Source organism: Polynucleobacter sp. es-MAR-4, assembly GCF_018882055.1.
Classification (GTDB): Bacteria; Pseudomonadota; Gammaproteobacteria; order Burkholderiales; family Burkholderiaceae; genus Polynucleobacter.
The window spans coordinates 203,883-226,894 of sequence record NZ_JACVPF010000002.1 but is presented as its reverse complement, the minus strand read 5'-3'; the positions used below and the strand labels follow the sequence as shown (position 1 = coordinate 226,894).

20 protein-coding genes, 1 other RNA gene, 1 pseudogene and 1 riboswitch are annotated in these 23,012 nt (G+C 46.3%); of the genes and pseudogenes, 12 read left to right on the top strand and 10 right to left on the bottom strand.

Translation table 11 applies throughout. The features are described 5' to 3' along the window. Nucleotides 1-37: 37 nt before the first annotated feature. Both lptG and lptF read right to left on the bottom strand, forming a co-directional pair. Nucleotides 38-1,192 (bottom strand): LPS export ABC transporter permease LptG, encoded by a 1,155-nt coding sequence (gene lptG, locus ICN16_RS07205; protein WP_216136117.1) that lies wholly within the window; start codon nt 1,190-1,192, stop codon nt 38-40. Then, the gene (gene lptF, locus ICN16_RS07200; RefSeq protein ID WP_216136114.1) at nt 1,189-2,304 is read right to left on the bottom strand and encodes an LPS export ABC transporter permease LptF; all 1,116 of its coding nucleotides are present in this window, start codon (nt 2,302-2,304) and stop codon (nt 1,189-1,191) included. Before lptF ends, lptG begins: the two co-directional genes overlap by 4 nt. A 124-nt stretch (nt 2,305-2,428) precedes the next feature. On the opposite strand from lptF, the gene ICN16_RS07195 reads away from it, so the two are divergent. The 6 genes from ICN16_RS07195 (at nt 2,429) to ICN16_RS07170 (ending at nt 9,419) form a co-directional block, all read left to right on the top strand. Next, entirely contained in the window at nt 2,429-4,024 is a 1,596-nt protein-coding gene (locus tag ICN16_RS07195; protein WP_370625632.1) for a leucyl aminopeptidase, read from the top strand. 16 nt (nt 4,025-4,040) lie between these two features. Next, complete coding sequence (locus tag ICN16_RS07190; RefSeq protein WP_216136108.1) at nt 4,041-4,505, top strand: DNA polymerase III subunit chi; 465 nt, start codon at nt 4,041-4,043, stop codon at nt 4,503-4,505. A gap of 19 nt (nt 4,506-4,524) precedes the next feature. Beyond that, nucleotides 4,525-5,322, top strand: coding sequence for a prolipoprotein diacylglyceryl transferase (gene lgt, locus ICN16_RS07185; protein WP_216136105.1), 798 nt, complete (start codon nt 4,525-4,527; stop codon nt 5,320-5,322). Between the two features lie 129 nt (nt 5,323-5,451). After that, nucleotides 5,452-6,756, top strand: coding sequence for a malonyl-CoA decarboxylase (locus tag ICN16_RS07180; RefSeq protein ID WP_216136103.1), 1,305 nt, complete (start codon nt 5,452-5,454; stop codon nt 6,754-6,756). 106 nt (nt 6,757-6,862) lie between these two features. Further along, nucleotides 6,863-7,861, top strand: coding sequence for a tripartite tricarboxylate transporter substrate binding protein (locus tag ICN16_RS07175; RefSeq protein WP_216136101.1), 999 nt, complete (start codon nt 6,863-6,865; stop codon nt 7,859-7,861). A gap of 34 nt (nt 7,862-7,895) precedes the next feature. Beyond that, nucleotides 7,896-9,419 carry a malonyl-CoA synthase gene (locus ICN16_RS07170; protein WP_216136098.1) on the top strand — a complete coding sequence of 508 codons (1,524 nt, stop codon included), beginning with the start codon at nt 7,896-7,898 and terminating at the stop codon, nt 9,417-9,419. Nucleotides 9,420-9,437: 18 nt separating this feature from the next. Here the strand turns inward: ICN16_RS07170 and ICN16_RS07165 are convergent, their stop codons facing one another. The 8 genes and pseudogenes from ICN16_RS07165 to ICN16_RS07130 all read right to left on the bottom strand — a co-directional run bounded on the left by ICN16_RS07165 (nt 9,438) and on the right by ICN16_RS07130 (nt 15,870). After that, complete coding sequence (locus tag ICN16_RS07165; RefSeq protein ID WP_216136095.1) at nt 9,438-10,256, bottom strand: sulfite exporter TauE/SafE family protein; 819 nt, start codon at nt 10,254-10,256, stop codon at nt 9,438-9,440. Continuing rightward, nucleotides 10,257-10,475: non-coding RNA, 6S RNA (gene ssrS, locus ICN16_RS07160), on the bottom strand. A 99-nt stretch (nt 10,476-10,574) separates the two neighbouring features. After that, nucleotides 10,575-10,799: pseudogene (locus ICN16_RS09935) on the bottom strand (cell division protein ZapA); the annotation flags it as partial. Continuing rightward, nucleotides 10,780-11,064, bottom strand: a complete 285-nt coding sequence (locus tag ICN16_RS07150; protein WP_216136092.1) for a hypothetical protein — start codon at nt 11,062-11,064, stop codon at nt 10,780-10,782. The gene ICN16_RS07150 and the pseudogene ICN16_RS09935, both read right to left, overlap by 20 nt. Before the next feature lie 51 nt (nt 11,065-11,115). Further along, entirely contained in the window at nt 11,116-11,877 is a 762-nt protein-coding gene (locus ICN16_RS07145) for an ABC transporter ATP-binding protein (protein ID WP_216136089.1), read from the bottom strand. Next, nucleotides 11,874-12,884, bottom strand: coding sequence for an iron ABC transporter permease (locus tag ICN16_RS07140; protein ID WP_255533675.1), 1,011 nt, complete (start codon nt 12,882-12,884; stop codon nt 11,874-11,876). Before ICN16_RS07140 ends, ICN16_RS07145 begins: the two co-directional genes overlap by 4 nt. Then, on the bottom strand, nt 12,851-13,678 hold the full coding sequence (locus ICN16_RS07135) for an ABC transporter substrate-binding protein (protein ID WP_255533674.1): 828 nt from the start codon (nt 13,676-13,678) through the stop codon (nt 12,851-12,853). Before ICN16_RS07135 ends, ICN16_RS07140 begins: the two co-directional genes overlap by 34 nt. Before the next feature lie 80 nt (nt 13,679-13,758). Beyond that, nucleotides 13,759-15,870: a TonB-dependent receptor gene (locus tag ICN16_RS07130; RefSeq protein ID WP_216136085.1), complete on the bottom strand. Its 2,112-nt coding sequence runs from the start codon at nt 15,868-15,870 to the stop codon at nt 13,759-13,761. A gap of 147 nt (nt 15,871-16,017) precedes the next feature. Continuing rightward, a riboswitch (cobalamin riboswitch) is annotated at nt 16,018-16,233 on the bottom strand. Between the two features lie 70 nt (nt 16,234-16,303). Between ICN16_RS07130 and ICN16_RS07125 the strand changes: the two genes are divergently transcribed. The 6 genes from ICN16_RS07125 (at nt 16,304) to ICN16_RS07100 (ending at nt 23,004) form a co-directional block, all read left to right on the top strand. Next, nucleotides 16,304-16,921, top strand: coding sequence for a Crp/Fnr family transcriptional regulator (locus tag ICN16_RS07125; RefSeq protein ID WP_216136082.1), 618 nt, complete (start codon nt 16,304-16,306; stop codon nt 16,919-16,921). 211 nt (nt 16,922-17,132) lie between these two features. Then, a complete protein-coding gene (gene oxc, locus ICN16_RS07120) occupies nt 17,133-18,842 on the top strand; it encodes an oxalyl-CoA decarboxylase (RefSeq protein WP_216136080.1) in 1,710 nt (569 codons plus the stop codon). Between the two features lie 76 nt (nt 18,843-18,918). Beyond that, nucleotides 18,919-20,169 carry a formyl-CoA transferase gene (gene frc / locus ICN16_RS07115; protein ID WP_216136079.1) on the top strand — a complete coding sequence of 417 codons (1,251 nt, stop codon included), beginning with the start codon at nt 18,919-18,921 and terminating at the stop codon, nt 20,167-20,169. Between the two features lie 95 nt (nt 20,170-20,264). Further along, nucleotides 20,265-20,687 carry a PAS domain S-box protein gene (locus ICN16_RS07110; RefSeq protein WP_216136076.1) on the top strand — a complete coding sequence of 141 codons (423 nt, stop codon included), beginning with the start codon at nt 20,265-20,267 and terminating at the stop codon, nt 20,685-20,687. Between the two features lie 135 nt (nt 20,688-20,822). Continuing rightward, nucleotides 20,823-22,070 carry a formyl-CoA transferase gene (frc, locus tag ICN16_RS07105; RefSeq protein WP_216136074.1) on the top strand — a complete coding sequence of 416 codons (1,248 nt, stop codon included), beginning with the start codon at nt 20,823-20,825 and terminating at the stop codon, nt 22,068-22,070. Between the two features lies 1 nt (nt 22,071). Next, the gene (locus tag ICN16_RS07100) at nt 22,072-23,004 is read left to right on the top strand and encodes a methionyl-tRNA formyltransferase (protein WP_216136071.1); all 933 of its coding nucleotides are present in this window, start codon (nt 22,072-22,074) and stop codon (nt 23,002-23,004) included. Nucleotides 23,005-23,012: the final 8 nt, after the last annotated feature.

The following is a 23,012-nucleotide window of genomic DNA, read 5'->3' as shown; positions in this document are numbered from 1 at the left end:
GCGATATATGAATGTAATTTTATATGATTTTTAGGTATTAAGCTCTAGATACCCAGCGCAAGCCCACGATCGCCAATATGAAATAGAGCAAGGGCGGAATGAGGGCGGTAAGAAGTGCAGGCCACGATCCTAGAAGCCCCACATTCGAGAAGAGGGAGTTAAAGAGTTGAAAGCTCATGCCTAGCATGATGCCGCCGAATACTTTAATGCCGACGCTGCCTGCTCGAACCTTGAGATAGGCAAATGGTAGTGCCAATGTCAGCATGACAAAGATCGTAAATGGGTAGATTACTTTTTTCCAGAACGCGATGGAATGCCGCTGTGCATCTTGTTTGTTATCCCTCAAATGGGAGATAAATCGGCCCAAACTAAAGATCGACATTTTTTCTGGGCTCACTAAAAGTACGCTCAAAATTTGGGGCGTGACTTCGGAGTTCAGACTGACAATTGGATGTACAAAAGTTTGCGCCGAATAGACTGGGTTGAGTGGATCAGTCTGTTTGGTTTCTTTGAAGCGAGTTTCGGTAACGTCATCCAGGATCCATGTACCCGTCTGATCAAAGCGTCCAGAGACAGCGCTTCGAATAGAGAGTAAGCGGTATGCATCGTCAAACTCATACATACGGATATTTTTAATCTCGTTGTCTTGCTCAATTTTGCCAACGTTGACATAACGAACCCCTGGCCTAATTGGCCCACTGCCATCATCATCGCGCAAACGATCTTTTACCCACACCCCAGTTTTGAATTGTGAGCTATAGGATGAACCCAAAGCTTTCATGCGAATTTGGTCGGATAGGTTTTCGGTGTAAGGCCCGAGCCATTCGCTCATCACAAGCGTAACAATCACTAAGGGTAGTGAAATTTTGGCCAGGGTAGTTAAGCCTCTGCGCATATCTAATCCGGCGATGCGTAAGATTGTGAACTCGGATTGACTGGCCAACATTGCAAATACATAAATGCTTCCAATCAAACCAGCGATTGGAATGATCTCGGAAATGCGACTTGGTGCTTTCAATAAAACATGCAAGAGGGCTAAAGGTAGGGTGTACTGACCTTTTACAGAGCCCAGCTCGCTCAGGATGTCAAAAAATAAAAATAGTGCCACCAAAGCAAACAGAATGAAGCCAAAGGCAGCATATATCTGCCTAGCTAAATAGCGCTCAAATATATACGGGAATAGATATTTCATCTATTAGCCAAGAACGAGGGGAGTTGACGGCGCCACCATTTCAACGATGGGTTAATACGGTTACGAATCAGTAAAAAAGCAATGCCAAATGCTAGGGCATGTATAGGCCAAGCCGCTACATAAACATTCACCTTTCCTTGGGAAACAAAGTTTTGAGTGAGGTTCAGGAGGTTGCTGTAAATCAAGTAAATCAGCACGGCATAAAACATGGCAGTGTAGTTGCCCAGTCTGGGATTGACATAAGCCAAAGGGATGGCAATGAGTACCAAGCCTAAAGCCATTAATGGCAAGCCAATACGCCAAAGTAATTCGGCGTAATTCGGATTCATTGCAATTGGATCGGGATCGTTTAGTAGTTCAAAGACTGTTTTTTCACGATCGCGCGGTGCTGGATCAAGTGCACTTTTGCTGTGAATTTGGGTGCTGTACTCAGCAAATTCCAAAATTCTGAAATCCGGTTGCGTTGGCAATCCTTCGTAACGCCGACCATTATTCAGAACAATCGATTTGCTGCCTCCTGCGGCATTCTCAATGAATCCGGTGGCGGCAACCGCGACACTCAGACGCCCATTTTTTGTTTCAGCGGCAAAGATATTCTTCACCTCGCTTTTATCGACATCCAACTCTTCGATAAAAAATACCCGCTCCGCTTTAGCTGATTCTCTAAACTGACCTGCAGCAACCATAGAAACATCGCTGCGTTGTTGAAACCGCTGACTAATGATGGTGGATTCACGATTAGCCCAAGGCCAAACAAAGAGGGCTAAGAGGGCGATGATGACAATCAGTGGCGCTGCAAAACGCAGGATTGGTCGAATGAGGCTGGCAATGCTCAGGCCGCTGGCAAACCAAACAATCATTTCCGAATCTTTGTACCAGCGAACCAGCACTATTAAGACCGCCACAAAGAGCGAGACCGTCAGAAGCACGGCCATATAACCCAGAGTGGCAAGTGCTATTAAAACGAGGGCATCCTCTGGATTGACGGCGCCATTTGCCGCAAAGCCCAGAATTCGGATAACTAGGGTCGTAATCATGATGGTGACCAAGACCAAAAAAACGCCACCAGTCGTAAAACTGAGTTCTCGGCGAAGGGCTTGATGAAAAATCATGAATAGATAATGAGTTGGCGGTTATTGGCTCACTCAAGATGTGAACCTGCATCTCGGAGGATAATGGATAAACACCCATTTTTTCCCTTGAATTGACTTAAAAATACCTTAAGACATCATGACCATTCAATTTAGCACTAAGAATTTCGCGCAAGCCGATCTGAATAACCCCAAGCAGCTCAAGGCGAGCTTGGCCACGCTACTGGCTCAAAGCTCAGATTGCTTGGTTTTAGCCTATTCAAAAGCAGATTTAGATGCCTTAGCGGCTGCCAAATCCAAGTCTGGAATTTTGGTTGAATTGGATCGCCTGCTAGGCGGTTCAGTGACCCATGCAAATCTGGTGGGCGATCTCGATGCTCAGTCAGCTTCTACTTGTGTGATTCGTGCGGAAAAATCCTGGGCTACTTCTGGGGTTAAGGTGAAGCGCATCCTCTTAGTATCTTTAGGTGATATTGCTCCGGCTAGTGCGCGCAGCCTTAGCTCGTATTCCAAAATTGCTCGGGCTGCATTAAAGCAATTAAGCGGCGGTTCAATTCAAAACGCTTTGTGGTTTATTCCGAGCTTTGCCTTGGGACATCGCGCTGACTTCATTGCTGAGGAAGTGCGTTTGACGATTCAGTATGCTGGCGATCAGGCATACCGATTCGGTGTGAGACAGCCAGCCATGAAATTCAAAGCTAAAGATAAGGCTGATACTTTTACTCACTTGGTCTTTGCTGGCAATGACACCTGTGCCAAAGAGCTCAAGGCTGCCGTACCGGAAGGTGCGGCCATGGTTGAGGGTATGAACTTAGCCAAAGACTTAGGTAATTTGCCGCCAAATATTTGTACGCCAACCTATTTGGGTAAAGCGGCACAGGGCTTAAGCAAAAAAACTAGCCTCAAGGTTGAAGTCTTGGGCCGCAAGCAAATTGAAGCATTGGGTATGGGCTCATTTTTATCCGTTGCCAAGGGCTCGGATACTCCGCCACAATTTATTGTGATGCGTCATCAAGGCGGTAAGGCCGGCGAGGCTCCTATTGTGTTGGTGGGCAAGGGTATTACCTTTGATACGGGTGGCATTTCTTTAAAGCCTGGCGAAGCCATGGACGAGATGAAATACGACATGTGTGGTGCCGCCTCGGTGATTGGCACGATGTATGCCACAGCTTTAATGAAGCTGAAAAAGAATGTCATCGGCGTGATTCCGACTTGTGAAAACATGCCTTCTGGTAATGCAACTCGCCCTGGCGATATTGTGAAGAGTATGTCGGGGCAAACGATTGAGATTCTGAATACGGATGCTGAAGGCCGTTTAATCTTGTGTGATGCCTTAACTTATGTTGAACGCTTCAAGCCTAAAGCCGTGATTGATGTAGCTACTTTGACTGGCGCCTGCATCATTGCATTGGGTCATGTACATAGTGGTGTGTTCTCCGATGATGAGGGCTTGGTTCAGTCCCTCACTAAAGCTGGCCATGCTTCTTTGGATACCGTATGGCGTTTGCCTTTAGATGCGGCTTACCATGAACAGCTCAAATCGAATTTTGCAGATGTAGCCAATATTGGTGGGCGCCCAGCAGGTAGCGTTACTGCAGCTTGTTTCTTATCCCGTTTCACTGAGAAATATAAATGGGCTCACTTAGATATCGCTGGAACAGCCTGGAAGAGTGGCGCCGCTAAAGGTTCAACTGGACGTCCTGTGCCTTTGCTTGTGAATTACTTGCTTGAGCAAAAGTAAGCGCAGAAAGTAATTTATGGCTCGCATTGATTTTCATAGCAACGTCGGTGATAAGTTGGAATACGCCTGTCGCTTAACCCGTAAGATCTGGAGTGCCACGCCAGCGGGTGAGCCTGTGCGCAATATCGTGATGGTTGGCGACAAAGCAGATCTTAAAAAGTTGGATGAACTTTTGTGGACCTTTAGCGCAACAGACTTCTTGCCGCATTGCTTTATTGAAGATGAGGCAGCAGCAGAGACTCCTATTTTGCTGACAGAGCATTTCTTATCGCCTGCCTTATCGCAGCTTCCGCATGCGGACGTTCTCATTCATCTTGGAATGCGTATGCCTGCTGATGTGCCGGGATTGCTTGCGCGCTTCCCTCGCATTGTTGAGGTTGTCACGATCAATGAAGCGGAGCGTCTCGCAGGGCGCGAGCGATATAAGGCCTATCGTGACTTAGGTCATGAGCTACACAACTTCGATCAATCTAAAGCGTGATCATTAACCAACCCCGAGTATGTTGATTCATCCAGAATTTGATCCTGCCGCAATTCGGATTGGTGCATTTGCCATTCATTGGTATGGCTTGATGTACCTCCTAGCCTTTGCCCAATTTTTGCTATTAGGTCGTCTGCGTATACGTGCTCCGCAATATCAATCTCTGGGTTGGTCATATAAAGATCTTGAGGATCTTTTATTTGCTGGCGTTTTAGGCGTGGTACTTGGTGGGCGTTTGGGCTACACCTTGTTTTATATGCCTGGCTATTACCTCGCAAACCCCCTGAGTATTCTCAAGATATGGGAGGGCGGTATGTCCTTTCATGGTGGCTTACTCGGTGTTTTGCTGGCGCTGCTTTGGTTTGCGCATCGTCGCAAGGTTTCATTTTTTGTAGTTAGTGATTTGGTTGCACCACTTGTCCCGTTTGGTTTGGCATTTGGCCGCTTGGGCAATTTCATCAATGGCGAGTTGTGGGGCAGGCCGACAGATTTACCTTGGGCCATGATCTTCCCAATGGTTGACTCCTTACCTCGTCACCCTTCCCAGATCTATCAGTTTTTTGGCGAGGGAATTTGCTTGGGCATCATCCTTTGGATCTACTCCAGTAGGCCACGCAGGGTCGGACAGATTTCTGGATTATTTTTGCTGGGCTATGGTGTTTGTCGTTTCTTAGCGGAATTCGCACGCGAGCCTGATGCCTTCCTGGGTCTCTTAGGTCTTGGTCTATCCATGGGGCAGTGGCTTTCTGTGCCCATGATTATTTTCGGAATTTACCTTATAGTAAGAGTGAATACGAAAAACGGCACTCATCAGTAGCTAAAAATCGGTTTTCTTGGGGTATTTGTAGGTAATTTCATGAAATTGCCTTAATTCCCCTGGATGGCATCAGATTTTTGCTGAATTTGCCCAATTTCTGACCATATTTACTTTAATTGAAAGATATCCATGCTGGAGAAGCTCACTAAAGCGCGTAATTTATCTAAGGCAAATAACGCTATCAAACGCTTGATATCTGAGCGGGGAGAATCAAATGCGCTGAGCATGGCTGATGATGTGGTCAACAACTACCGCAAATTAGCAAAAGATCAGCACGTCTCATTCTTTACCTTTCTGTTTGAGAAGTTGAATCCTCAAGCGGATGCGGTGCTGAAGGCAGCGCAAAATTTTGTGGCCGACTCTAGTGCGCGAAATTACATCCAGCTACAAAAAGTTTCTGAATCCCCTCGGCAGGAGTTTTTTCGTCGCCTCAACCGCGCCAGCCAAGGTACTGCAGCCGTAGTGCAAATGCGTCGTGATTTATTGCAGTTGCTGGATAAAAAACCAGAATTGGCTGCGGTGGATTTTGATATGCGCCACTTACTCTCGTCTTGGTTTAATCCGGGCTTTCTCAAAATGCACCAGGTGGACTGGAAATCACCGGCAGAAGTCCTGGAGAAATTGATTCAGCATGAAGCAGTTCATGCAATTGATGGTTGGGATGACTTACGTCGTCGCCTGCAGCCTGATCGTCGTTGTTTTGCTTTCTTTCATCCGCAACTCCCAAGTGAGCCCTTGATCTTTGTTGAAGTGGCACTCTTACCTGAGATCCCAACGGTCATTACGCCATTGGTTGATAAAAAAGCAGAGACAGTCGATCAGGCCTCTCAATATAAGGTCGCTGTTTTTTATTCCATCAGTAACTGCGAGCCTGGTCTTCGTGGTGTATCCATGGGCAACTTTTTGATTAAGCGAGTAGCTGAGCAGTTGCATGCCGAGTTCCCCGGAATCAAAACCTTTGTCACTTTGTCACCTATTCCAGGGTTTATGGATTGGGTTGCTGCAGGCGCTCATTTAGGTGAGGGTGTGCCAGCTGATAGATTGAAACCCAATCTCAAGGTAGCGAGAGACAGCGCTCTGGCCGTATTAAAGCTTGAGAATCAATCTTGGACTGAGCGATTGACGGGTGGTTGGCATCCAGACTTGGCCTCTGAGAAGGAAAAAGCAGCTTTATTGAGTTTGGCAAGTATGTATTTAGGGCTTGCCTCTACCGGGCGTGATGGCAATCCAGTAGCCAAGTTTCATTTGGGTAATGGTGCAAAGCTGCATCTCGTTAATTGGGCGGGTGATTTATCGCGCAAGGGCTTGCGCCAATCTGCTGGCTTGATGGTGAACTATCTTTATGATTTGGGCAGCGTGGAGGATAACCATGAGCGCTTTGCTAATGGGGAAATTGTCTATTCCAGGGCTGTAGGCCGCTTAATGGCTCCCTAGTGTTTTCCCTTGTACGGACTTTTGCAGCAAGTGTTAAGTGCCCTTAGAATGGTGCAGTATTTATAAAAACGACGTCAATCACAGATTGATAAAAAAGGAGACGAAGATGTTTAATCAAAAACTAAAGGCATCACTTTTTTCTGTCAGCACGTTGAAGAAATCATTATTTCTTCTCTGTGCCGCACCTTTGACTGTTATGGCGCAGGAGTGGCCAGTTAAGCCGGTTACCTTCCTGAATCCATTCCCTGCAGGCGGTGGAACAGATGCATTCGCTAGACCATTGGCAGCACAGTTAACTGAGCAGATGGGTAAGCAATTCATTATTGATAATCGCGGTGGTGCTGGCGGTACTGTAGGTGCTTCAGTTGCTGCAAAGGCAGCTCCAGATGGTTACACCTGGTTTATTGGCGCTACTCATCACACTATCGCCCCTTCGATGTACAAAAATCTTGATTACGATATTGAGAAAAGCTTTATTCCTGTAGCTATGTTGGCAAACGTTCCTCAGGTTCTGGTGGTTAATCCACAAAGAGTGAGTGCGCGTAATGCCAAAGAGTTTATTGATCTCATGAAGAAAAATCCTGGCAAATACAACTTTGCTAGCGCGGGTAGCGGCACTGTTCATCACTTAGCTGGTGAGCTCTTCAAGATTCAGACTGGCACCTTCATTACTCACATTCCATACCGTGGCGCTGGCCCAGCAATGAATGACTTGTTGGCTGGTCAGATCGACCTAGAGTTTGATGGCTTGGCTACTTCAGCTCCACAGATCAATGCTGGTAAGTTGGTGGCAATTGCTGTGGCATCAAATAAGCGTTCAACTGCTATTCCTAACGTACCTACTTTTAAAGAAGCTGGCTTGCCTGACTATGAGGTATCTACTTGGTACTCCATGTTTGCTCCAGCAGGTACACCAAAGCCAATCGTAGACAAGATGATTGTTGAGGTACAGAAGGCATTGAATACGCCAAAGCTCAAAGCAATTTGGGAGAAGAATGGATCCGATACACCTAATCTCTATGGTGAGGCTTTTGGTAAGCAGGTTCGTGCTGACGTAGCACGTTGGTCTAGCGTAGTGAAGAAATCTGGCGCTTCGTTAGATTAATTTAGTAATTAATGAATTGGTATTTGAGGCTCGAATGAATTTATATTCCTTATTGGAAAAAGGTTTTCCAAAAGATAAGCAAGCATGTGCACTTGAAACGCATGATGGACTTTATTACTCCTGGAGTGATCTGGAGCGTGCGACTGCCAAGATGGCAAATTTGCTTAAGAGCCTCAAATTACCCGCTGGATCAAGGGTTGCGGTACAGGTTGAAAAATCCCCTGAAGCACTCTTTTTATACCTCGCTACTATTAAGGCGGGTTACGTTTATTTACCCCTGAACACTGCTTATCAAGCGGCGGAGATCCAATACTTTCTTGAGAATGCTGAACCTGCGGTTGTAGTTTGCAGCAGCAAGAATTTCTCTTGGGTATCTAAAGTTGCTTTTAAGGCTGGCACTAAACATGTCTTTACCTTGGATGAAGATCGCAAAGGCACTTTATTAGAGCGCTCTGCTGGTCAAAGCGATAAGTTCAAAACAGTTGCAGTCAAAGATGATGATTTAGCGGCAATCTTGTACACGTCTGGCACAACTGGTCGCAGCAAAGGCGCAATGCTCACCCATAAAAACTTGGGAAGTAATGCTCAAGTGCTGCAGAAGTTTTGGGGTTGGAAGAAGGGCGATGTCTTGTTGCATGCCCTCCCGATCTTCCATGTGCATGGACTGTTTGTGGCGGCCCATGGCGCTTTGATTAACGGCAGCAAAATGATTTGGTTGCCGCGTTTAGATACTGCGCAGTTAATTCATCACATGCCTAATTCCACTGTCATGATGGGTGTGCCAACGTTCTATGTTCGCCTGCTTGCAGATAAAAACTTTAATAAGAACGTCACGCGCAATATGCGCTTGTTTGTTTCTGGCTCTGCACCCTTGCTCACCGAAACGTTTAATACCTTCAAAGAGCTTATTGGACAACCGATTCTTGAGCGTTATGGAATGAGTGAGACGGTGATGTTAGTTTCCAATCCGTACAAGGGCAATCGCGTCGGTGGATCTGTTGGCTTGCCGTTGCCAGGCGTGAAGGTTCGCGTGGTCAATGAAGCTAATAAGCCTTGTGGTGTTGATGAAATCGGTAGCATCCAGGTAAAAGGTCCAAATATATTCAAGGGTTACTGGCGTATGCCGGAAAAAACCGCTGAAGAATTTACTAAAGACGGCTGGTTTAAGACTGGTGATGTAGGGCGTTGGGGTGGTGATGCCAACGGTGGTAAAGCCCCTAAGGACTACCTCTGCATTGTTGGTCGCAGTAAGGATTTGATTATTTCTGGTGGCTATAACGTCTATCCAAAAGAAATCGAAAGCTTTATCGATGACATGGATGGCGTTGATGAGAGTGCTGTGATTGGTATTCCGCACCCAGATTTTGGTGAGGCGGTAATGGCGGTTGTGGTGCCAAAAGCGGGAGCCAAACTAGATGCGCAAGCGATGATCGCAACACTCAAAACGCAAATAGCGAACTTTAAGATTCCAAAACGTTTGGAGATTGTTTCTGACTTACCTCGCAATGCGATGGGTAAAGTCCAGAAGAATATTCTGCGTCAGCAATACACAAGCTAACAGCGTAAAAATACCGACTTAGAAACCGAATGCCTTGCGGCTTTCATTAAACATGAAGGCTGCAAGCATGAAGAGCATTACACCAAAGATGCGCTTCAGTTGAGCGACATTGAGTTTCCTAGCCATTTTTGCGCCAAGCGGGGCTGTGAATATGCTGACCGCCACAATACAAAGCACTGCCGGAAGATACACAAAACCCAATGATCCTTGTGGAAGGTTGGGGTTGCCCCAACTTCCATACATGTAGCCAATCGTTGCTGCAGCTGCAATCGGAAACCCTAAACCTGAAGAACTTGCCATGGCAGTGTGCGGTTTGACGTTGCACCAAAGCATAAATGGCACAGTAATAAATGCTCCGCCCGCACCAACAAGGCTGGCGATTACGCCTGTGAATGCCCCGAAAGAGAAAAGACCAACAGCGCCTGGTAATTCTCGTCCAGCCGAAGGCTTCTTGTTGATGATCATTTGGATCGATGTGTAGACAATAAAAATGGCAAAGAATAGTGACAGCCACGAGGTATTGATAGCCTCGAAGATTTCGCTACCACCGACAAGGCTCCCGATAACCAGTCCAGGGCTAAGCGCCGCTACTAATTTCCAATCAATTGAGCCGTGCTTGTGGTGCGCCCAGATAGCTGAAGTAGTTGTAAATAGAATGGTTGCCATACCGGTAGCAATTGCCATATGCACGATGACGTTTTGGCCGAATCCCAAGTGGTTGAAAACCACAATCATGAAGGGGACCAAAATCATCCCGCCACCAATTCCAAGTAATCCCGCTAGGAAGCCAGATATGCTCCCGCAAAGCATGAGCATCAGAATATCGGTTATTGACATGAATTCCCCGCCTTAGCCGCTAGGCCGTCATCCTGAACCCTAAGGTTCAAGGTGGAACGGCTACTTTGTTTCGGGTGCATTAAGAAACTCAGGGAGTGAACAGCGCGAAGCTGCCACTGTGAAGATTCGAAACGCTCACGCCCACAATGTAAAGATCGTTCCGGATGCTTGCGCATCGGTTCAAGGAACTATTGGCCTTGGCGAACCAGGCAGGGAAAGGGTTTGCATTAGAGCGTCCACTTGATCTTCCAGCGTATGAATTTCATTCTGGAGTCGGGCAATCTCTTCTGGATTGGAGTGGGATGAGGCGCTCTGCGCAGGAGCATGTTGAGATGCGGTTTGCAGTTTAATCAGGTCGCCTGCAATTTTTAGTGCAGCCATCATGCTGGCGCGTTCAATGCTGCGGTTGCCGCCATTGATGGCCAGCTGAATCTGTTCGTCTACCAAGGTGCAGGCTGCACGCAGTAATGGCTCATGTTCAGCACTCGTGGCTAAGGTAATTTTTTGACCGGCGAGGGTTACTTCAATGCGTTGTTGGCTCATTGTCATCCTCTGGATTGGTTGGCGTTACAGGATCGCCGAGCAAGTTCAATTGACGTGCGTCACTTTGCTCCGGAAGGCGACTCAAAATATGTTGAATCCGTTTTTGCGCATCCTCAATTTTGGTCTCAAGCTGGCTACGCTCTTGGTGCAGCGTCTTGACGGCATCGGAGATCAGCTGAATTTTTTTAGACAGCCTTTGCAATGACTCGGCTATTGAATCGGATTCAGTAGAGTCGCTTGGGATATGAGGGGTGTACTCAGTCATATTGGCATTGTAGCCCCAGGGAAATGCTTTTTCATACTCCTGATTTTGGGTTTAGTTGGGTAAGGCTACCCAATCGCTTCCGAGCTTTTCTAGGCGTATACGGCCATTGAATAGGGCTATCAGGGCTTGATGAGTTCCAGGATCTTGGCTGGACCCCTGGAAATGCAGTTTCCCTTTGTTGAGCATGACTACATAGTCTGCCCGGAGGGCAAAGTGAATTTCATGCAAAACGGTCACCAAGGTTTTGCCTTGGGCCAATAAGTCTTCTTGCCATTTCAAAAAATCAGCCTGATGGGGTGGGTCTAAATTGGCTAGTGGTTCGTCCATGAGGAGGATATCGGAGTCCACAGCAAGAAGTCGCGCCAATAGAACTCGCTGACGCTCTCCTCCGGATAATTGCTGCAAGGGGCGATGACGAAGATGCCAGGCATCAGTATGTTGCAAGGCTTTTTGAACCAGCGCATGATCTGTCTCTGAAGGAAGGTGTAGCCATCCTTGGTGAGGTAGCCGTCCCAACATGGCAGTGTCATACACGCTAAGAGAGTCGCTTAACTCATCAGGTGTACTTAAGGTCTGGTCTAGCCAGGCAATTTTCTTAGCAAGATCTTTATTGCTGAATGTCGATACATCCACGCTGTCGATTGTGATTGACCCATCCCATTTGAGTAATCCGACCATTGCTTGCAAGAGCGAGGATTTTCCTGCCCCATTGGGCCCAATAATGCTGGTCCATTTTCCTTGTGGAATATCGACATTGAGGTCGGAGAGAATAGCGCAAGAACCCCTGTATACATTCAGTTGGCGGGTTTTCATGGGCGTACCCCAAAAGAGGTTTGCCTCAGCAGAACCAGGAGATAGAGGCCGCCTAAGACTGCTGTCACAACACCAACTGGAATTTCAATTGGGGCAAATAAAGTACGTGCAATCAGATCCGAGCTGAGTAATAAGATTCCGCCACCTAGGCAGGAGAATAAAAGTTGCACTCGTTGTTGCCCACCCGAGAACTTTCTCACTAAGTGTGGGGCTGCAAGCCCAACAAAAGCGACTAAGCCAGTTTGTGCAACAGCGCATCCAGTTGCAAGAGCAAGAATGCCAATCAATATCAAACGTAGTTGATCTAGCGGCAAGCCTAAAGTACGGGCGGTATTTTCACCAAGAGATAAAGCATCTAGTACGGGGCTAATCATGAGAGTGATCAGTAGGCAGATCAACAAAACGCTAGCCATTATTTCGACACCTGGCCAATTTAGTAAGGTAGTGTTGCCCAGCATAAAAGATTGAATGCTTTGAAATAGATCGGGGCGGATAAATGTGAATAAAGAGTTAGCTGCTCCTAAGATCACGCTGATAACGACCCCGGATAATAAAAGGCGTAAAGAGCTACGGTAGCCACCTGCTAAAAGTAGGGAGGCCAGCACGCCAATCAAGGCCCCTAGAAAAGCGCCACCATTCAGGCCAATAATTTCCAGCCAAGAGTTACCCAGATAGGCAAAACAAAGAATGCTTCCAACACCAAGTAGTGCGCCTGATGCACTGCCTAGTAAGTAGGGGTCAGCCAGGGGATTGCGAAATAGGCTTTGTGCAATGCCGCCAGCAAGTCCTAATAGGGCGCCGGCAAGGTAGGCCCCTAATGATCGCGGCAGTCGAATCTCAAGCAAGACTATTTGGTCTACTCCTGACATATTCCAGCTGGCACCCATACTTCCAAGTAAAGTGCCCATGAGCACTAAGGCCGCGCTGAGAATGAGTAGGGCGAACAGCTTGCCCAGAAAATAGTTTTTCTGCATTACCGAGATGATGACATCTTCTCTTGTACGCATTGAGAAATAATGAGTGCAGCTTCACCCATACGTGGCCCAGGACGCACTAAGACGTCATTTTGATTACCTGTAAATACGCAAATTTGATTCTTAGAAACCGCTGGAATGGAGCTCCAGCCTGGACGTTTTTGAATATCGGCTATCGTTGATTCAGTCAGAAGAATGACTTCGGGCTTGGCCTGTACTACAAACTCAGGATTAATTTTCGGAAATGGGCCGAGTGATTTTGGAATGATGTTGACCAAATCTAATCGAGACAAAATTTCACCGATAAAAGAAATGCTGCCGGCTGCAAAGGGTGCGGGATTTACCTCAAAGTACACGCTGATATTTTTTTCTCTTGTTGGAAGCTGCTTGCTAGCGCGCATGATTTCTTGTTGAATCTGATTCCATACACGTGTGCTCTCGGAGGTGCCCAGTACAAGATCTAGCTTTTGAAGAGCGCGCTCTTCATCCCCCATTGATTTGATATCCAATGCAAACGTTTTGATGCCTAAGCCATTTAGTCGTGCGATCACAGGAGAGGATTTTTCCAGCAGTACAACATCCGGCTTGAGTTGTACGATGCGCTCAATATTGATATCACCCATTCCACCAAGCTTAGGCAAGCCTTGAATTGATTTTGGCCAATTCGAGAATCGATCAACACCAACCAAGGCACTGCATTTTCCTAGAGCACAAACAGACTCAGTAATTGATGGTAGAAGACTCACAACGCGCTGCGGTGGCTTATCAAAAGCTACCGTAACACCTCGGTCATCCGCAACTGAAACCGGTGCGGCAAAAATAGCCAAGGAAAATCCCAAAAGAAATAAAGCAACCCCTACCGCCAAGTATCGGAAGCAGGTCAAGGGGTTCCCAAGATCTCTAAGCATTAATTAAGGGTGTATTTCAGGGTTAGATAAACCGACCTTGGTTCGCTTGGATAATAAAAGTGAGTTCCGCTAAATGAGCTAACTCCTCCATAGCTTGAGTATTGGGCATTCCCAATATTTTTAACTGTTAGTCGAGCCTCGATTGCCTGGAGCTTATAAGAGGTAAACACATCACCAATAACGTATGAAGGCATAGTTGGGGCATCGCTGTAACTATTGGGTCCGGCATCGTAATACTGGTTGCTCACGTAATTGACTACACCACCCAAAGTCCATTTACTTGAAATGAGGTAGTTGGCTCTGGCATTGAGTATGGTGTCCGGGACAATGGGGATGGAGTTTCCGGCATAGGGCCCATTTGCATAGTAGGACTTCTGATATTTTCCTCCGGCGCCAATATTGAGGGATGGAAGAACGTTCGAGCTCACATCAAGCAAAACCCCGGCTCTATTTGTCTGGTAGATAGAGTTGTAGTTATAGCCTGTTGTTGGGTTATAGCTAATCTCATTTTGAGTCATGGATTTAAAAATAGAGGAGGTAATTTTTGAGCTCAAGGCTGTCCAATTTCCTCCCATCTCATAAGTCTGAGTAGTTTGAGGTTGCAAGATTCCGTTGAATACGGTGCTACCCACTCCATTTGCGTCATATGCAAATCCCCAATATTCATCGATGTTAGGAAATCTAAAGGATTGGTTCCACTTCGCATATATTCGCTGTCCTGGCAGGTAATTAGCATTCAAAGCAATATCTCCTGCATTTGCAGCAAATTGTTGTGTATTGCTAACCGTGCCATTGGCTGCGCTGATTGAAGTGTTGTTGGTAGAGGCCTGCTGCACTTGACGACGAAAACCTCCGCTGGCCTCAAGAATATTCCCGAGCGGCACTCTTTGCATTACATAAACAGAATTATTAATTTGCGATGCACTCTGAGAATCGCTAGTCAGGTTGTTGTAGTACTGACCATATACATTAGCATTAATAATTCCTTGCGATAGTGGGCTATAGCTATTGCTACCCGCTTGATTTGCTTTGGAGAAGTCGTACCCAACAATCGTAGTGCCGAATCCAGCGAAATTTGCTTTCATTCGAGGGGAGGCAGCGAATTGCCAGCCTTGCAACTTATTATTCATTGCGCTTCCAGCATATCCATAGTTAGCGTTATTTGGATCTAAGGATGTAAAAAAGTCAGCTTGTGGTGAATAAAAGAAGGATGTCTTATTGTTGTAAGAGGTATCGAGCTCTACTACATAAGCTTCACTTAAAGTTTTTGTAAGCCCTTGGCGAAATCCAGAATTATTAACAGTGGAATTGTTACCGGCATTTTGTGGTCTTACTGATAAAGGGTTTCCAGACCCAACCAATCCTACTACCGGGCTAGCGATCTGTGAGTTTGTATAGCCATAGTAGCCATCAATAAAAACTCGGTCATTTCCACCAAGATCTTGCAATATTTTTGCATCCACTGAATAAGCATTTGCTGCAGTATTTGGTCTCCAGCCATTTGTGTTGGAAGTATTTGCAGTAAGTTGATATGTAGTTTTTTCAATGGTGTTCTTGAAAATTGCATTATTAATTAGCGTTCCCCATGTTCCATAGGTCGAAGAGGCTTGGTTAATATTTTTCTTGCCTCCATTGGTGATAATGTTGATAACACCACCAACCGCACCATTACCGTATTGAACGCCGGCACCGCCTTGTAGTATTTCTATACGCTCAACCGAATCAATTGGAATGGATTGCCAGTCAATACTTCCCGAGTCAATAGGATTGACTCGTATCCCATCCACCAACACCACTGTTGTACTGTTGCCGGATGGACCAAATCCTCCCATGTCAACTGAGGCATCTAAATTTAGTGAGCTGGAATTGACTCCCCTTACTAGCAGTCCACCAATTTGAGACAGTACCTGTGGAATCGTATTCGAGCTAGACTCATCAATCTCATCGCGTGTAATTACTTTGACGTTCGCAGGAACCTCGTTGAGGTTTTCTTGAAAACGTGAGCCGGAGACAATAACTGTTGATTGCGAGTTTTGAGCTGCTGCGTTAAATATGATTGCTGCGCCGCAAAGTAGGGCGACTAGCGTTTTGCTGCTGAACTGCTGTTTCATGATGAACCTTCTGCCTTCGAATCACCTAGCTAACTTCCCCGTAAGCTGGGTCGAACAGAATTTCACTTTGTGAGAGCTCAAGCGTCAATTGGGCGTCCTGCCGGTTTGGCTTTGGATGCTTCATCGGCGCGCGAAGATCCCCGTCCGCAAAATTCCACCTGTCTTGGCCGGTATCCGGGCTAGTAAATCTCAGAATCTGGCCTTCCCATGCAATTGACGCGCACAGTGGCTACTTCAGACTCCTGACACCTTTTACTAATAGTTAGGGTGTATTTACTTACCGTTGCGGGGGCAGCACACGTTTTGTGTTTCCCGTTTAACTTTATTGCACTGCAATAAAGCACCACGACCCGGTAATTCTATCCCAGGCTGGCCTAGGGTCGGCTGAAAAAGCCAAAAAAGCCTACAATAGAGCCTCTAGGATTAAGGATTCATGACAGCATTAGACAAGCACCCCGAAAAAAACCTGATTCGTTTACAGCTTAGCCAAAACTCGGTTTTAAAAAGCTTGGATCCTGAAGCAATGGCAGATTTAGAGCGCCATTTAGTTATCTCAGACCTCAGAAAATCAGAAATCTTGCTTCATCAAGGTGATCACCAGATGGAGCAATACTTTGTGCTGGACGGAATCCTGAAGCGCATCGTCTCAAGTGCTGATGCAAAAGAGATGATTCTGCGCTTTGCCATCGAAAAAGATATTGAGACAAGCTACGCAGCTTGGCGCCTTAAAACGGCTGCTCCCTACAGCATTGCCTCGGTTACCAAGGCTCGTGTTGCCCGCATGCCCCTCAAAAAGTGGGCTGAGTTTTTGGATGCTCACAAGCCCCTCAAGGAAAGTTTTGAGTTTGAGGTTATGCGCTTAATGAGCGAGATCATGGCCCATACAATTACCCTGCACATGCTTGATGCGCCGGGCCGAGTTGAGCGTTTTTTACGCAAATATGAAGACTTATTTGAGTTGCTCCCTAAAAAAGAGCTGGCAGCCTATCTCAACCTCTCCCCTGAGACTTTGAGTCGCCTTAAAACAAAGCATAAAGAGCTCTTTGTCTAATTAGAAACCCCAGTTGGTTCTGGATTTCAGGGGAAATTGACCGAAGTCAATGATGAACCCCATCCCCAAGCCTAAGATTCATCTCAGCCTCAACGGGAATGTCAATAGTTACCCGTGGCACTACTAATAACTTAATTGGAGACAGTTGGCGAAAGCTGAATTGCACTGAACATGTTGTGCGTTCGGGCGGTGTAATTAACTATAAATTTCTATGACAACAGACAATCAAAATACACAAGTTACTGATGGCTTTCATCTCGTCATTGATGCCTTAAAAGCAAATGACCTAGATACTATTTTTGGTCTCGTTGGTATTCCAATTACCGACTTATGCCGCTTGGCTCAAGCAGAAGGAATGCGCTTTATTGGCTTCCGTCATGAGCAGCACGCAGGTAATGCTGCGGCGATTGCCGGTTACATGACGCAAAAGCCTGGTATCTGTATGACTGTTTCAGCACCAGGTTTCTTGAATGGTTTGACAGCGTTGGCCAATGCCACTGTGAACTGCTTCCCAATGATTTTGATTTCTGGTTCGAGTGAGCGTGAAATCGTTGACTTGCAACAGGGCGATTACGAAGAGATGGATCAGCTCAATGCAGCTAAGCCATATTGCAAAGCTGCATATCGTATTAATCACATTGAAGATATCGGCATCGGTTTTGCGCGCGCTATTCGTGCAGCCGTTTCAGGTCGTCCAGGCGGCGTTTATTTGGACTTGCCTGCACAGTTGCTTTCCCAAACGATGCCGGTTGAAGAAGCTAAGAAATCAATCTTCAAAGTTATTGATCCAATTCCACGCCAAATCCCTGCGGCTGATGCTGTAGAGCGTGCCTTGAATGTATTGAAGGGTGCTAAGCGCCCATTGATTCTCTTGGGCAAGGGCGCTGCTTATGCTCAAGCTGATAAAGAAATTCGTGATTTGATTGAAAAGTCAGGCATCCCGTACTTGCCAATGTCGATGGCTAAAGGTTTGTTGCCAGACAATCACCCGCAATCTGCTTCTGCAGCGCGTTCATTTGTGTTGGCTGAAGCTGATGCGGTGATGTTGGTTGGTGCGCGCTTGAACTGGTTGCTGGCACACGGTAAAGGTAAAACATGGGGCAAAGATCCTAAGAAATTTATCCAAATCGATATTCAAGCAAATGAAGTTGATAGCAACGTACAAATTGATGCACCTTTGATTGGTGATGTTGGATCTGTTGTTGGTGAGCTCTTAAAAGGTATTGCCTCAGTTCCAAAGACATCTGCCGAGTGGATCAATGCGATCAACGAGAAAAAAGATAAGAACATGGCGAAGATGGCAGAAACACTTGCCAAAGAAGCTTCACCAATGAACTTCCATGGCGCTCTGCGTGCTATTCGTGATGTGATCAAGAAGAACCCAGATGTGAACTTGGTTAACGAAGGCGCAAATACGCTCGACTATTGCCGCGCAATTGTGGATATGTACAAGCCGCGTAAACGCTTTGACTCCGGCACTTGGGGAATCATGGGTATCGGTATGGGTTATGCGATCGGTGCTGCTGTAACTAGCGGTTTGCCAACAGTTGCGGTTGAGGGTGATAGTGCCTTTGGCTTCAGCGGTATGGAATTGGAAACAATTTGTCGTTACAACCTACCAATTACTACAGTTGTTTTCAATAACAACGGCGTATATCGCGGTACTGACGTAAATCCAACTGGTGGTGCAGATGTTGCCCCAACGGTATTCGTTAAGAATGCGCGTTACGACAAGATGATTGAGGCGTTTGGCGGTGTTGGTTATTACGTAACTACTCCAGCTGAATTAGAAGCGGCTTTGACTAAGGCGATTGCCGAAGGTAAGCCAGCCTTAATTAATGCGGTAATTGATGAGACAGCTGGTACAGAGAGTGGACGTTTAACCAATTTGAATCCATCAACTGCAGCAGGTAAGAAGTAATCCAAAAGCATTTGATACGTAATTTTTTAAGAACAAATTTAGCAACACACAAGAAAGACTTTAAGGAGAATCAAACATGACTAAACCATTAGACGGCATTCGTATCATCGACTTCACACACGTACAGGCAGGTCCTGCATGTACTCAGCTATTGGCTTGGTACGGTGCGGACGTTATTAAAGTAGAGCGTCCAGGCTCAGGTGACGTAACTCGAAGCCAGTTGCGCGATATACCAGGTGCAGATGCTTTGTACTTCACTATGTTGAACGGTAATAAGCGTTCTTTGACTTTGGATACCAAGACTCAAGAAGGTAAAGAAGTTTTAGAGAAGATGATCAAGACTTCCGACGTCATGGTCGAGAACTTTGGTCCAGGCGCTTTGGATCGTATGGGTTTTAGCTGGGCGCGTATTCAAGAACTGAATCCAAAAATGATTATGGCTTCTGTAAAAGGCTTTAGCGATGGTCACTCATACGAAGACTTAAAGGTATACGAGAACGTTGCTCAGTGTGCTGGCGGTGCCGCATCCACAACTGGTTTCTGGGATGGTCCTCCTACAGTTTCTGCTGCTGCCTTGGGCGATAGCAACACTGGTATGCATTTGGCTATTGGTATCTTGACTGCATTGATGCAGCGTCAGAAAACTGGCAAAGGTCAAAAAGTATCCTGCTCAATGCAAGATGCTGTATTGAACTTGTGCCGCGTTAAATTGCGCGATCAACAGCGTTTGGATAAAGTTGGTTACCTCGAAGAGTACCCACAGTATCCACACGGCACATTCTCTGACGTAGTTCCACGTGGCGGTAACGCTGGTGGTGGTGGTCAGCCAGGATGGGTATTGAAGTGTAAGGGCTGGGAAACAGATCCAAACGCATACATCTACTTCACTATCCAAGGTCATGCTTGGGAGCCAATTACTAAAGCTTTGGGCAAGCCAGAGTGGGCAACTGATCCAGCGTACATGACTGCAGAAGCACGTCAAGATAAGATTTTTGACATCTTCGCAACGATTGAAGATTGGCTCAAGGACAAGACTAAGTACGAAGCTGTGGATATCCTCCGCAAGTTCGACATTCCTTGCGCACCAGTTCTCTCAATGAAAGAATTGGCTGCATCACCTGACTTGCGTAAGAGTGGCTCTATCGTTGAAGTTGACCACAAAGTTCGTGGCAAGTACTTAACAATCGGTAGCCCAATCAAGTTCTCTGATTTGAAGATCGACGTTGGTCCATCACCAGTTTTGGGTGAGCACACTGATGAAGTATTGAAAGATCTTGGCTATAACGCTGATGACATTGCTAAGTTGCATGCAGCAAAAGCGGTTTAATAACAATAAGTAATTTTTTTGCGATCTTAAAGGCGCTCCTCGTGAGCGCCTTTTTTTATTTACCCGAACAGAATGAAAGTCTTTAGACTGACGGGATGAAAACAACTGTCGATTTACTTCAACTGATTGACTGTGTCGGTGATGCAGTCATCGTGGCCGATGCTCATGAAAAGATTGTGCTTTGGAATGCAGCTGCCACCAGGATTTTTGGGTACTCGGAAGCGGAGGCACTTGGAAATACACTGGATTTGATTGTTCCTGAGCGTCAGCGCCAGAAACATAATGAGGGTTACAGCAAGTCTATGGAGACCGGCACTACCCGCTATGGCACTTCATTATTAAAGGTTCCGGCAAAACACAAGGATGGACGCACCTTATCTATTGCGTTTACAGTGGGCATGTTGTTTGACGAGAAACATCAGGCTAATGGTGTTGCAGCGGTGATTCGTGATGAGACTGAGCGTTTTGCCGAAGAAAGGGCGCTTAAAAAGCGACTTTCTGATCTTGAAAATCAATAAATTTGCCTCCAAATAACCAATATGGGGCATCCCTTGCTGGATGTGCCTAATAAATAGGCACGCCATGTTGCACCGCAATCCGTCGCTGGTAAAATTGGCTTAATTCAAAATTTCAATCTTATTAGGACTTTAATCATGGCAAAAGCATTAGAAGGGGTCAAAATTCTTGACTTCACCCACGTTCAATCCGGCCCTACCTGTACTCAGTTACTTGCATGGTTTGGCGCAGACGTAATCAAAGTAGAAAAATCAGGTGAGGGTGATGCCACTCGCGGTCAATTGCGTGACATCCCTGATGCAGATAGTTTGTATTTCACGATGTTGAACCATAACAAGCGTTCAATTACTGTGAATACGAAGACTCCAAAAGGCAAAGAAATCTTGGAGCGTTTGATTAAAGAGTGTGATGTTCTCGTTGAGAACTTTGCCCCTGGTGCATTAGATCGCATGGGCTTTTCTTGGGAGCGTATTCAAGAACTCAACCCAATGATGATTATGGCTTCAGTTAAAGGTTTTGGCCCTGGTCCTTACGAAGACTGCAAAGTTTATGAAAACGTTGCTCAGTGCGCTGGTGGTTCGGCATCGACAACCGGTTTTGATGATGGCCCTCCAATGGTGACTGGTGCTCAGATCGGCGATAGCGGTACTGGTTTGCATTTGGCATTGGGTATTGTGACGGCGCTATATCAACGCACCCACTCTGGTCGCGGTCAAAAAGTATTAGCAGCGATGCAGGATGCTGTTTTGAACTTGTGCCGTGTGAAGTTGCGCGATCAACAGCGCTTAGAGCGTGTAGGTCTAATGCAGGAGTATCCACAGTTTCCTAATGGTGAATTTGGCGACTCTGTACCTCGTGCTGGTAATGCCTCTGGTGGTGGTCAGCCTGGCTGGATTGTGAAATGCAAAGGTTGGGAAACCGATCCAAACGCCTATATGTACGTCATTGTTCAGGCTCCAGTTTGGGAGGCAATTTGCAAAGTAATCGGTCGCGAAGATTGGATCACAGATGTTCGCTTTGCATCCCCAATGGCCCGTTTGCCGCACCTCATGGAAATTTTCGGTGAAATTGAAAAATGGACAATGACTAAGACCAAATTCGAAGTCATGGATATTTTGAATAAATATGACATTCCATGCGGTCCAATTTTGTCGATGAAAGAAATCGCAGAAGAGCCAGCATTGCGTGCCACCGGCACTGTTGTTGAAGTGGATCATCCAATTCGTGGCAAGTATCTCACTGTGGGTAATCCAATCAAGATGTCTGATAGCCCAACAGATGTGACGCGTTCACCATTGTTAGGCGAGCATACTGATGAGATCTTGAGTGAGTTAGGTTACTCAACAGATGAGTTAATCAGTCTTCGTCACGATAAGGTGATCTAAGATGCGTGTTGCGCTGATTGGGAGTGCAGATTTTGGTAAGGCGGCATTAGAAGCTTTTTTAGATCGTGGTGATGAGGTCGTTGCTGTTTTTTGTCCGCCAGATAATCCTAAATCTAGCAAGCCTGAGGTGCTGAAAGAGGCGGCGATTGCAAGAGGCTTAACCCCCTTGCAATTTGCCTCACTCAAAGGCTCCGAAGCAGCGCAAGCGATGATTGATAGTAAGGCTGATATTTGCGTCATGGCCTACGTCATCCAGTTTGTACCGCAAGAACTTTGCAAAATTCCAAAGCATGGAACCATTCAATATCACCCATCCTTATTGCCGAAGTACCGTGGCCCTAGCGCCATTAATTGGGCGATCGCTTTGGGTGAAGAGAAAACAGGTCTAACTATCTTCCGCCCATCCGATGGTTTGGATGAGGGCGAAGTCATTTTGCAAAAAGAAGTTGCTATTGGCCCTGACGATACTTTGGGTAAGGTGTATTTCGATCACTTATTCCCGGTTGGTGTGAAAGCGCTATTAGAGGCTGCGGATCTCGTGGTTGCTAACAAGCATCAGGAGATAGTTCAAGATGAGTCACAGGCGAATTATGAAGGTTGGTTTGATGCGAATGCCGCTCAAATTCACTGGGCTACTCACATTACTCAAATCTATAACCTAATACGCGCATGCAATCCTGCGCCTGGTGCTTGGACTAAGTTTGGTGAGCAAAAGGTACAAATTTACGATTGCCACAAGCATGTAGCAGCTACCTTCGGATCGGTTAAGGGTAAGCCTGGCGAAATCACGCAAATTACTTTGGATTCATTCTTCGTTGCTTGCCATGGTGGGCAGATTGAAGTCCTCAAGGCAAAAGGTGCCGCAGGGAAAGTTACCGGTGCTGAATTGGCTAAAGAGTTGAGCTTGGAAGTCGGTCAGTTCTTTGCGCTGTAAAGCCATAA

What these genes read in the sequence shown, in the direction of transcription:
- lptG (WP_216136117.1), bottom strand. Translation starts at nt 1,192, where the DNA reads ATGAAATATCTATTCCCGTATATATTTGAGCGCTATTTAGCTAGGCAG.
- lptF (WP_216136114.1), bottom strand. Translation starts at nt 2,304, where the DNA reads ATGATTTTTCATCAAGCCCTTCGCCGAGAACTCAGTTTTACGACTGGT.
- ICN16_RS07190 (WP_216136108.1), top strand. Translation starts at nt 4,041, where the DNA reads ATGGCTCGCATTGATTTTCATAGCAACGTCGGTGATAAGTTGGAATAC.
- lgt (WP_216136105.1), top strand. Translation starts at nt 4,525, where the DNA reads ATGTTGATTCATCCAGAATTTGATCCTGCCGCAATTCGGATTGGTGCA.
- ICN16_RS07180 (WP_216136103.1), top strand. Translation starts at nt 5,452, where the DNA reads ATGCTGGAGAAGCTCACTAAAGCGCGTAATTTATCTAAGGCAAATAAC.
- ICN16_RS07175 (WP_216136101.1), top strand. Translation starts at nt 6,863, where the DNA reads ATGTTTAATCAAAAACTAAAGGCATCACTTTTTTCTGTCAGCACGTTG.
- ICN16_RS07170 (WP_216136098.1), top strand. Translation starts at nt 7,896, where the DNA reads ATGAATTTATATTCCTTATTGGAAAAAGGTTTTCCAAAAGATAAGCAA.
- ICN16_RS07165 (WP_216136095.1), bottom strand. Translation starts at nt 10,256, where the DNA reads ATGTCAATAACCGATATTCTGATGCTCATGCTTTGCGGGAGCATATCT.
- ICN16_RS07150 (WP_216136092.1), bottom strand. Translation starts at nt 11,064, where the DNA reads ATGACTGAGTACACCCCTCATATCCCAAGCGACTCTACTGAATCCGAT.
- ICN16_RS07145 (WP_216136089.1), bottom strand. Translation starts at nt 11,877, where the DNA reads ATGAAAACCCGCCAACTGAATGTATACAGGGGTTCTTGCGCTATTCTC.
- ICN16_RS07140 (WP_255533675.1), bottom strand. Translation starts at nt 12,884, where the DNA reads ATGCGTACAAGAGAAGATGTCATCATCTCGGTAATGCAGAAAAACTAT.
- ICN16_RS07130 (WP_216136085.1), bottom strand. Translation starts at nt 15,870, where the DNA reads ATGAAACAGCAGTTCAGCAGCAAAACGCTAGTCGCCCTACTTTGCGGC.
- ICN16_RS07125 (WP_216136082.1), top strand. Translation starts at nt 16,304, where the DNA reads ATGACAGCATTAGACAAGCACCCCGAAAAAAACCTGATTCGTTTACAG.
- oxc (WP_216136080.1), top strand. Translation starts at nt 17,133, where the DNA reads ATGACAACAGACAATCAAAATACACAAGTTACTGATGGCTTTCATCTC.
- frc (WP_216136079.1), top strand. Translation starts at nt 18,919, where the DNA reads ATGACTAAACCATTAGACGGCATTCGTATCATCGACTTCACACACGTA.
- ICN16_RS07110 (WP_216136076.1), top strand. Translation starts at nt 20,265, where the DNA reads ATGAAAACAACTGTCGATTTACTTCAACTGATTGACTGTGTCGGTGAT.
- frc (WP_216136074.1), top strand. Translation starts at nt 20,823, where the DNA reads ATGGCAAAAGCATTAGAAGGGGTCAAAATTCTTGACTTCACCCACGTT.
- ICN16_RS07100 (WP_216136071.1), top strand. Translation starts at nt 22,072, where the DNA reads ATGCGTGTTGCGCTGATTGGGAGTGCAGATTTTGGTAAGGCGGCATTA.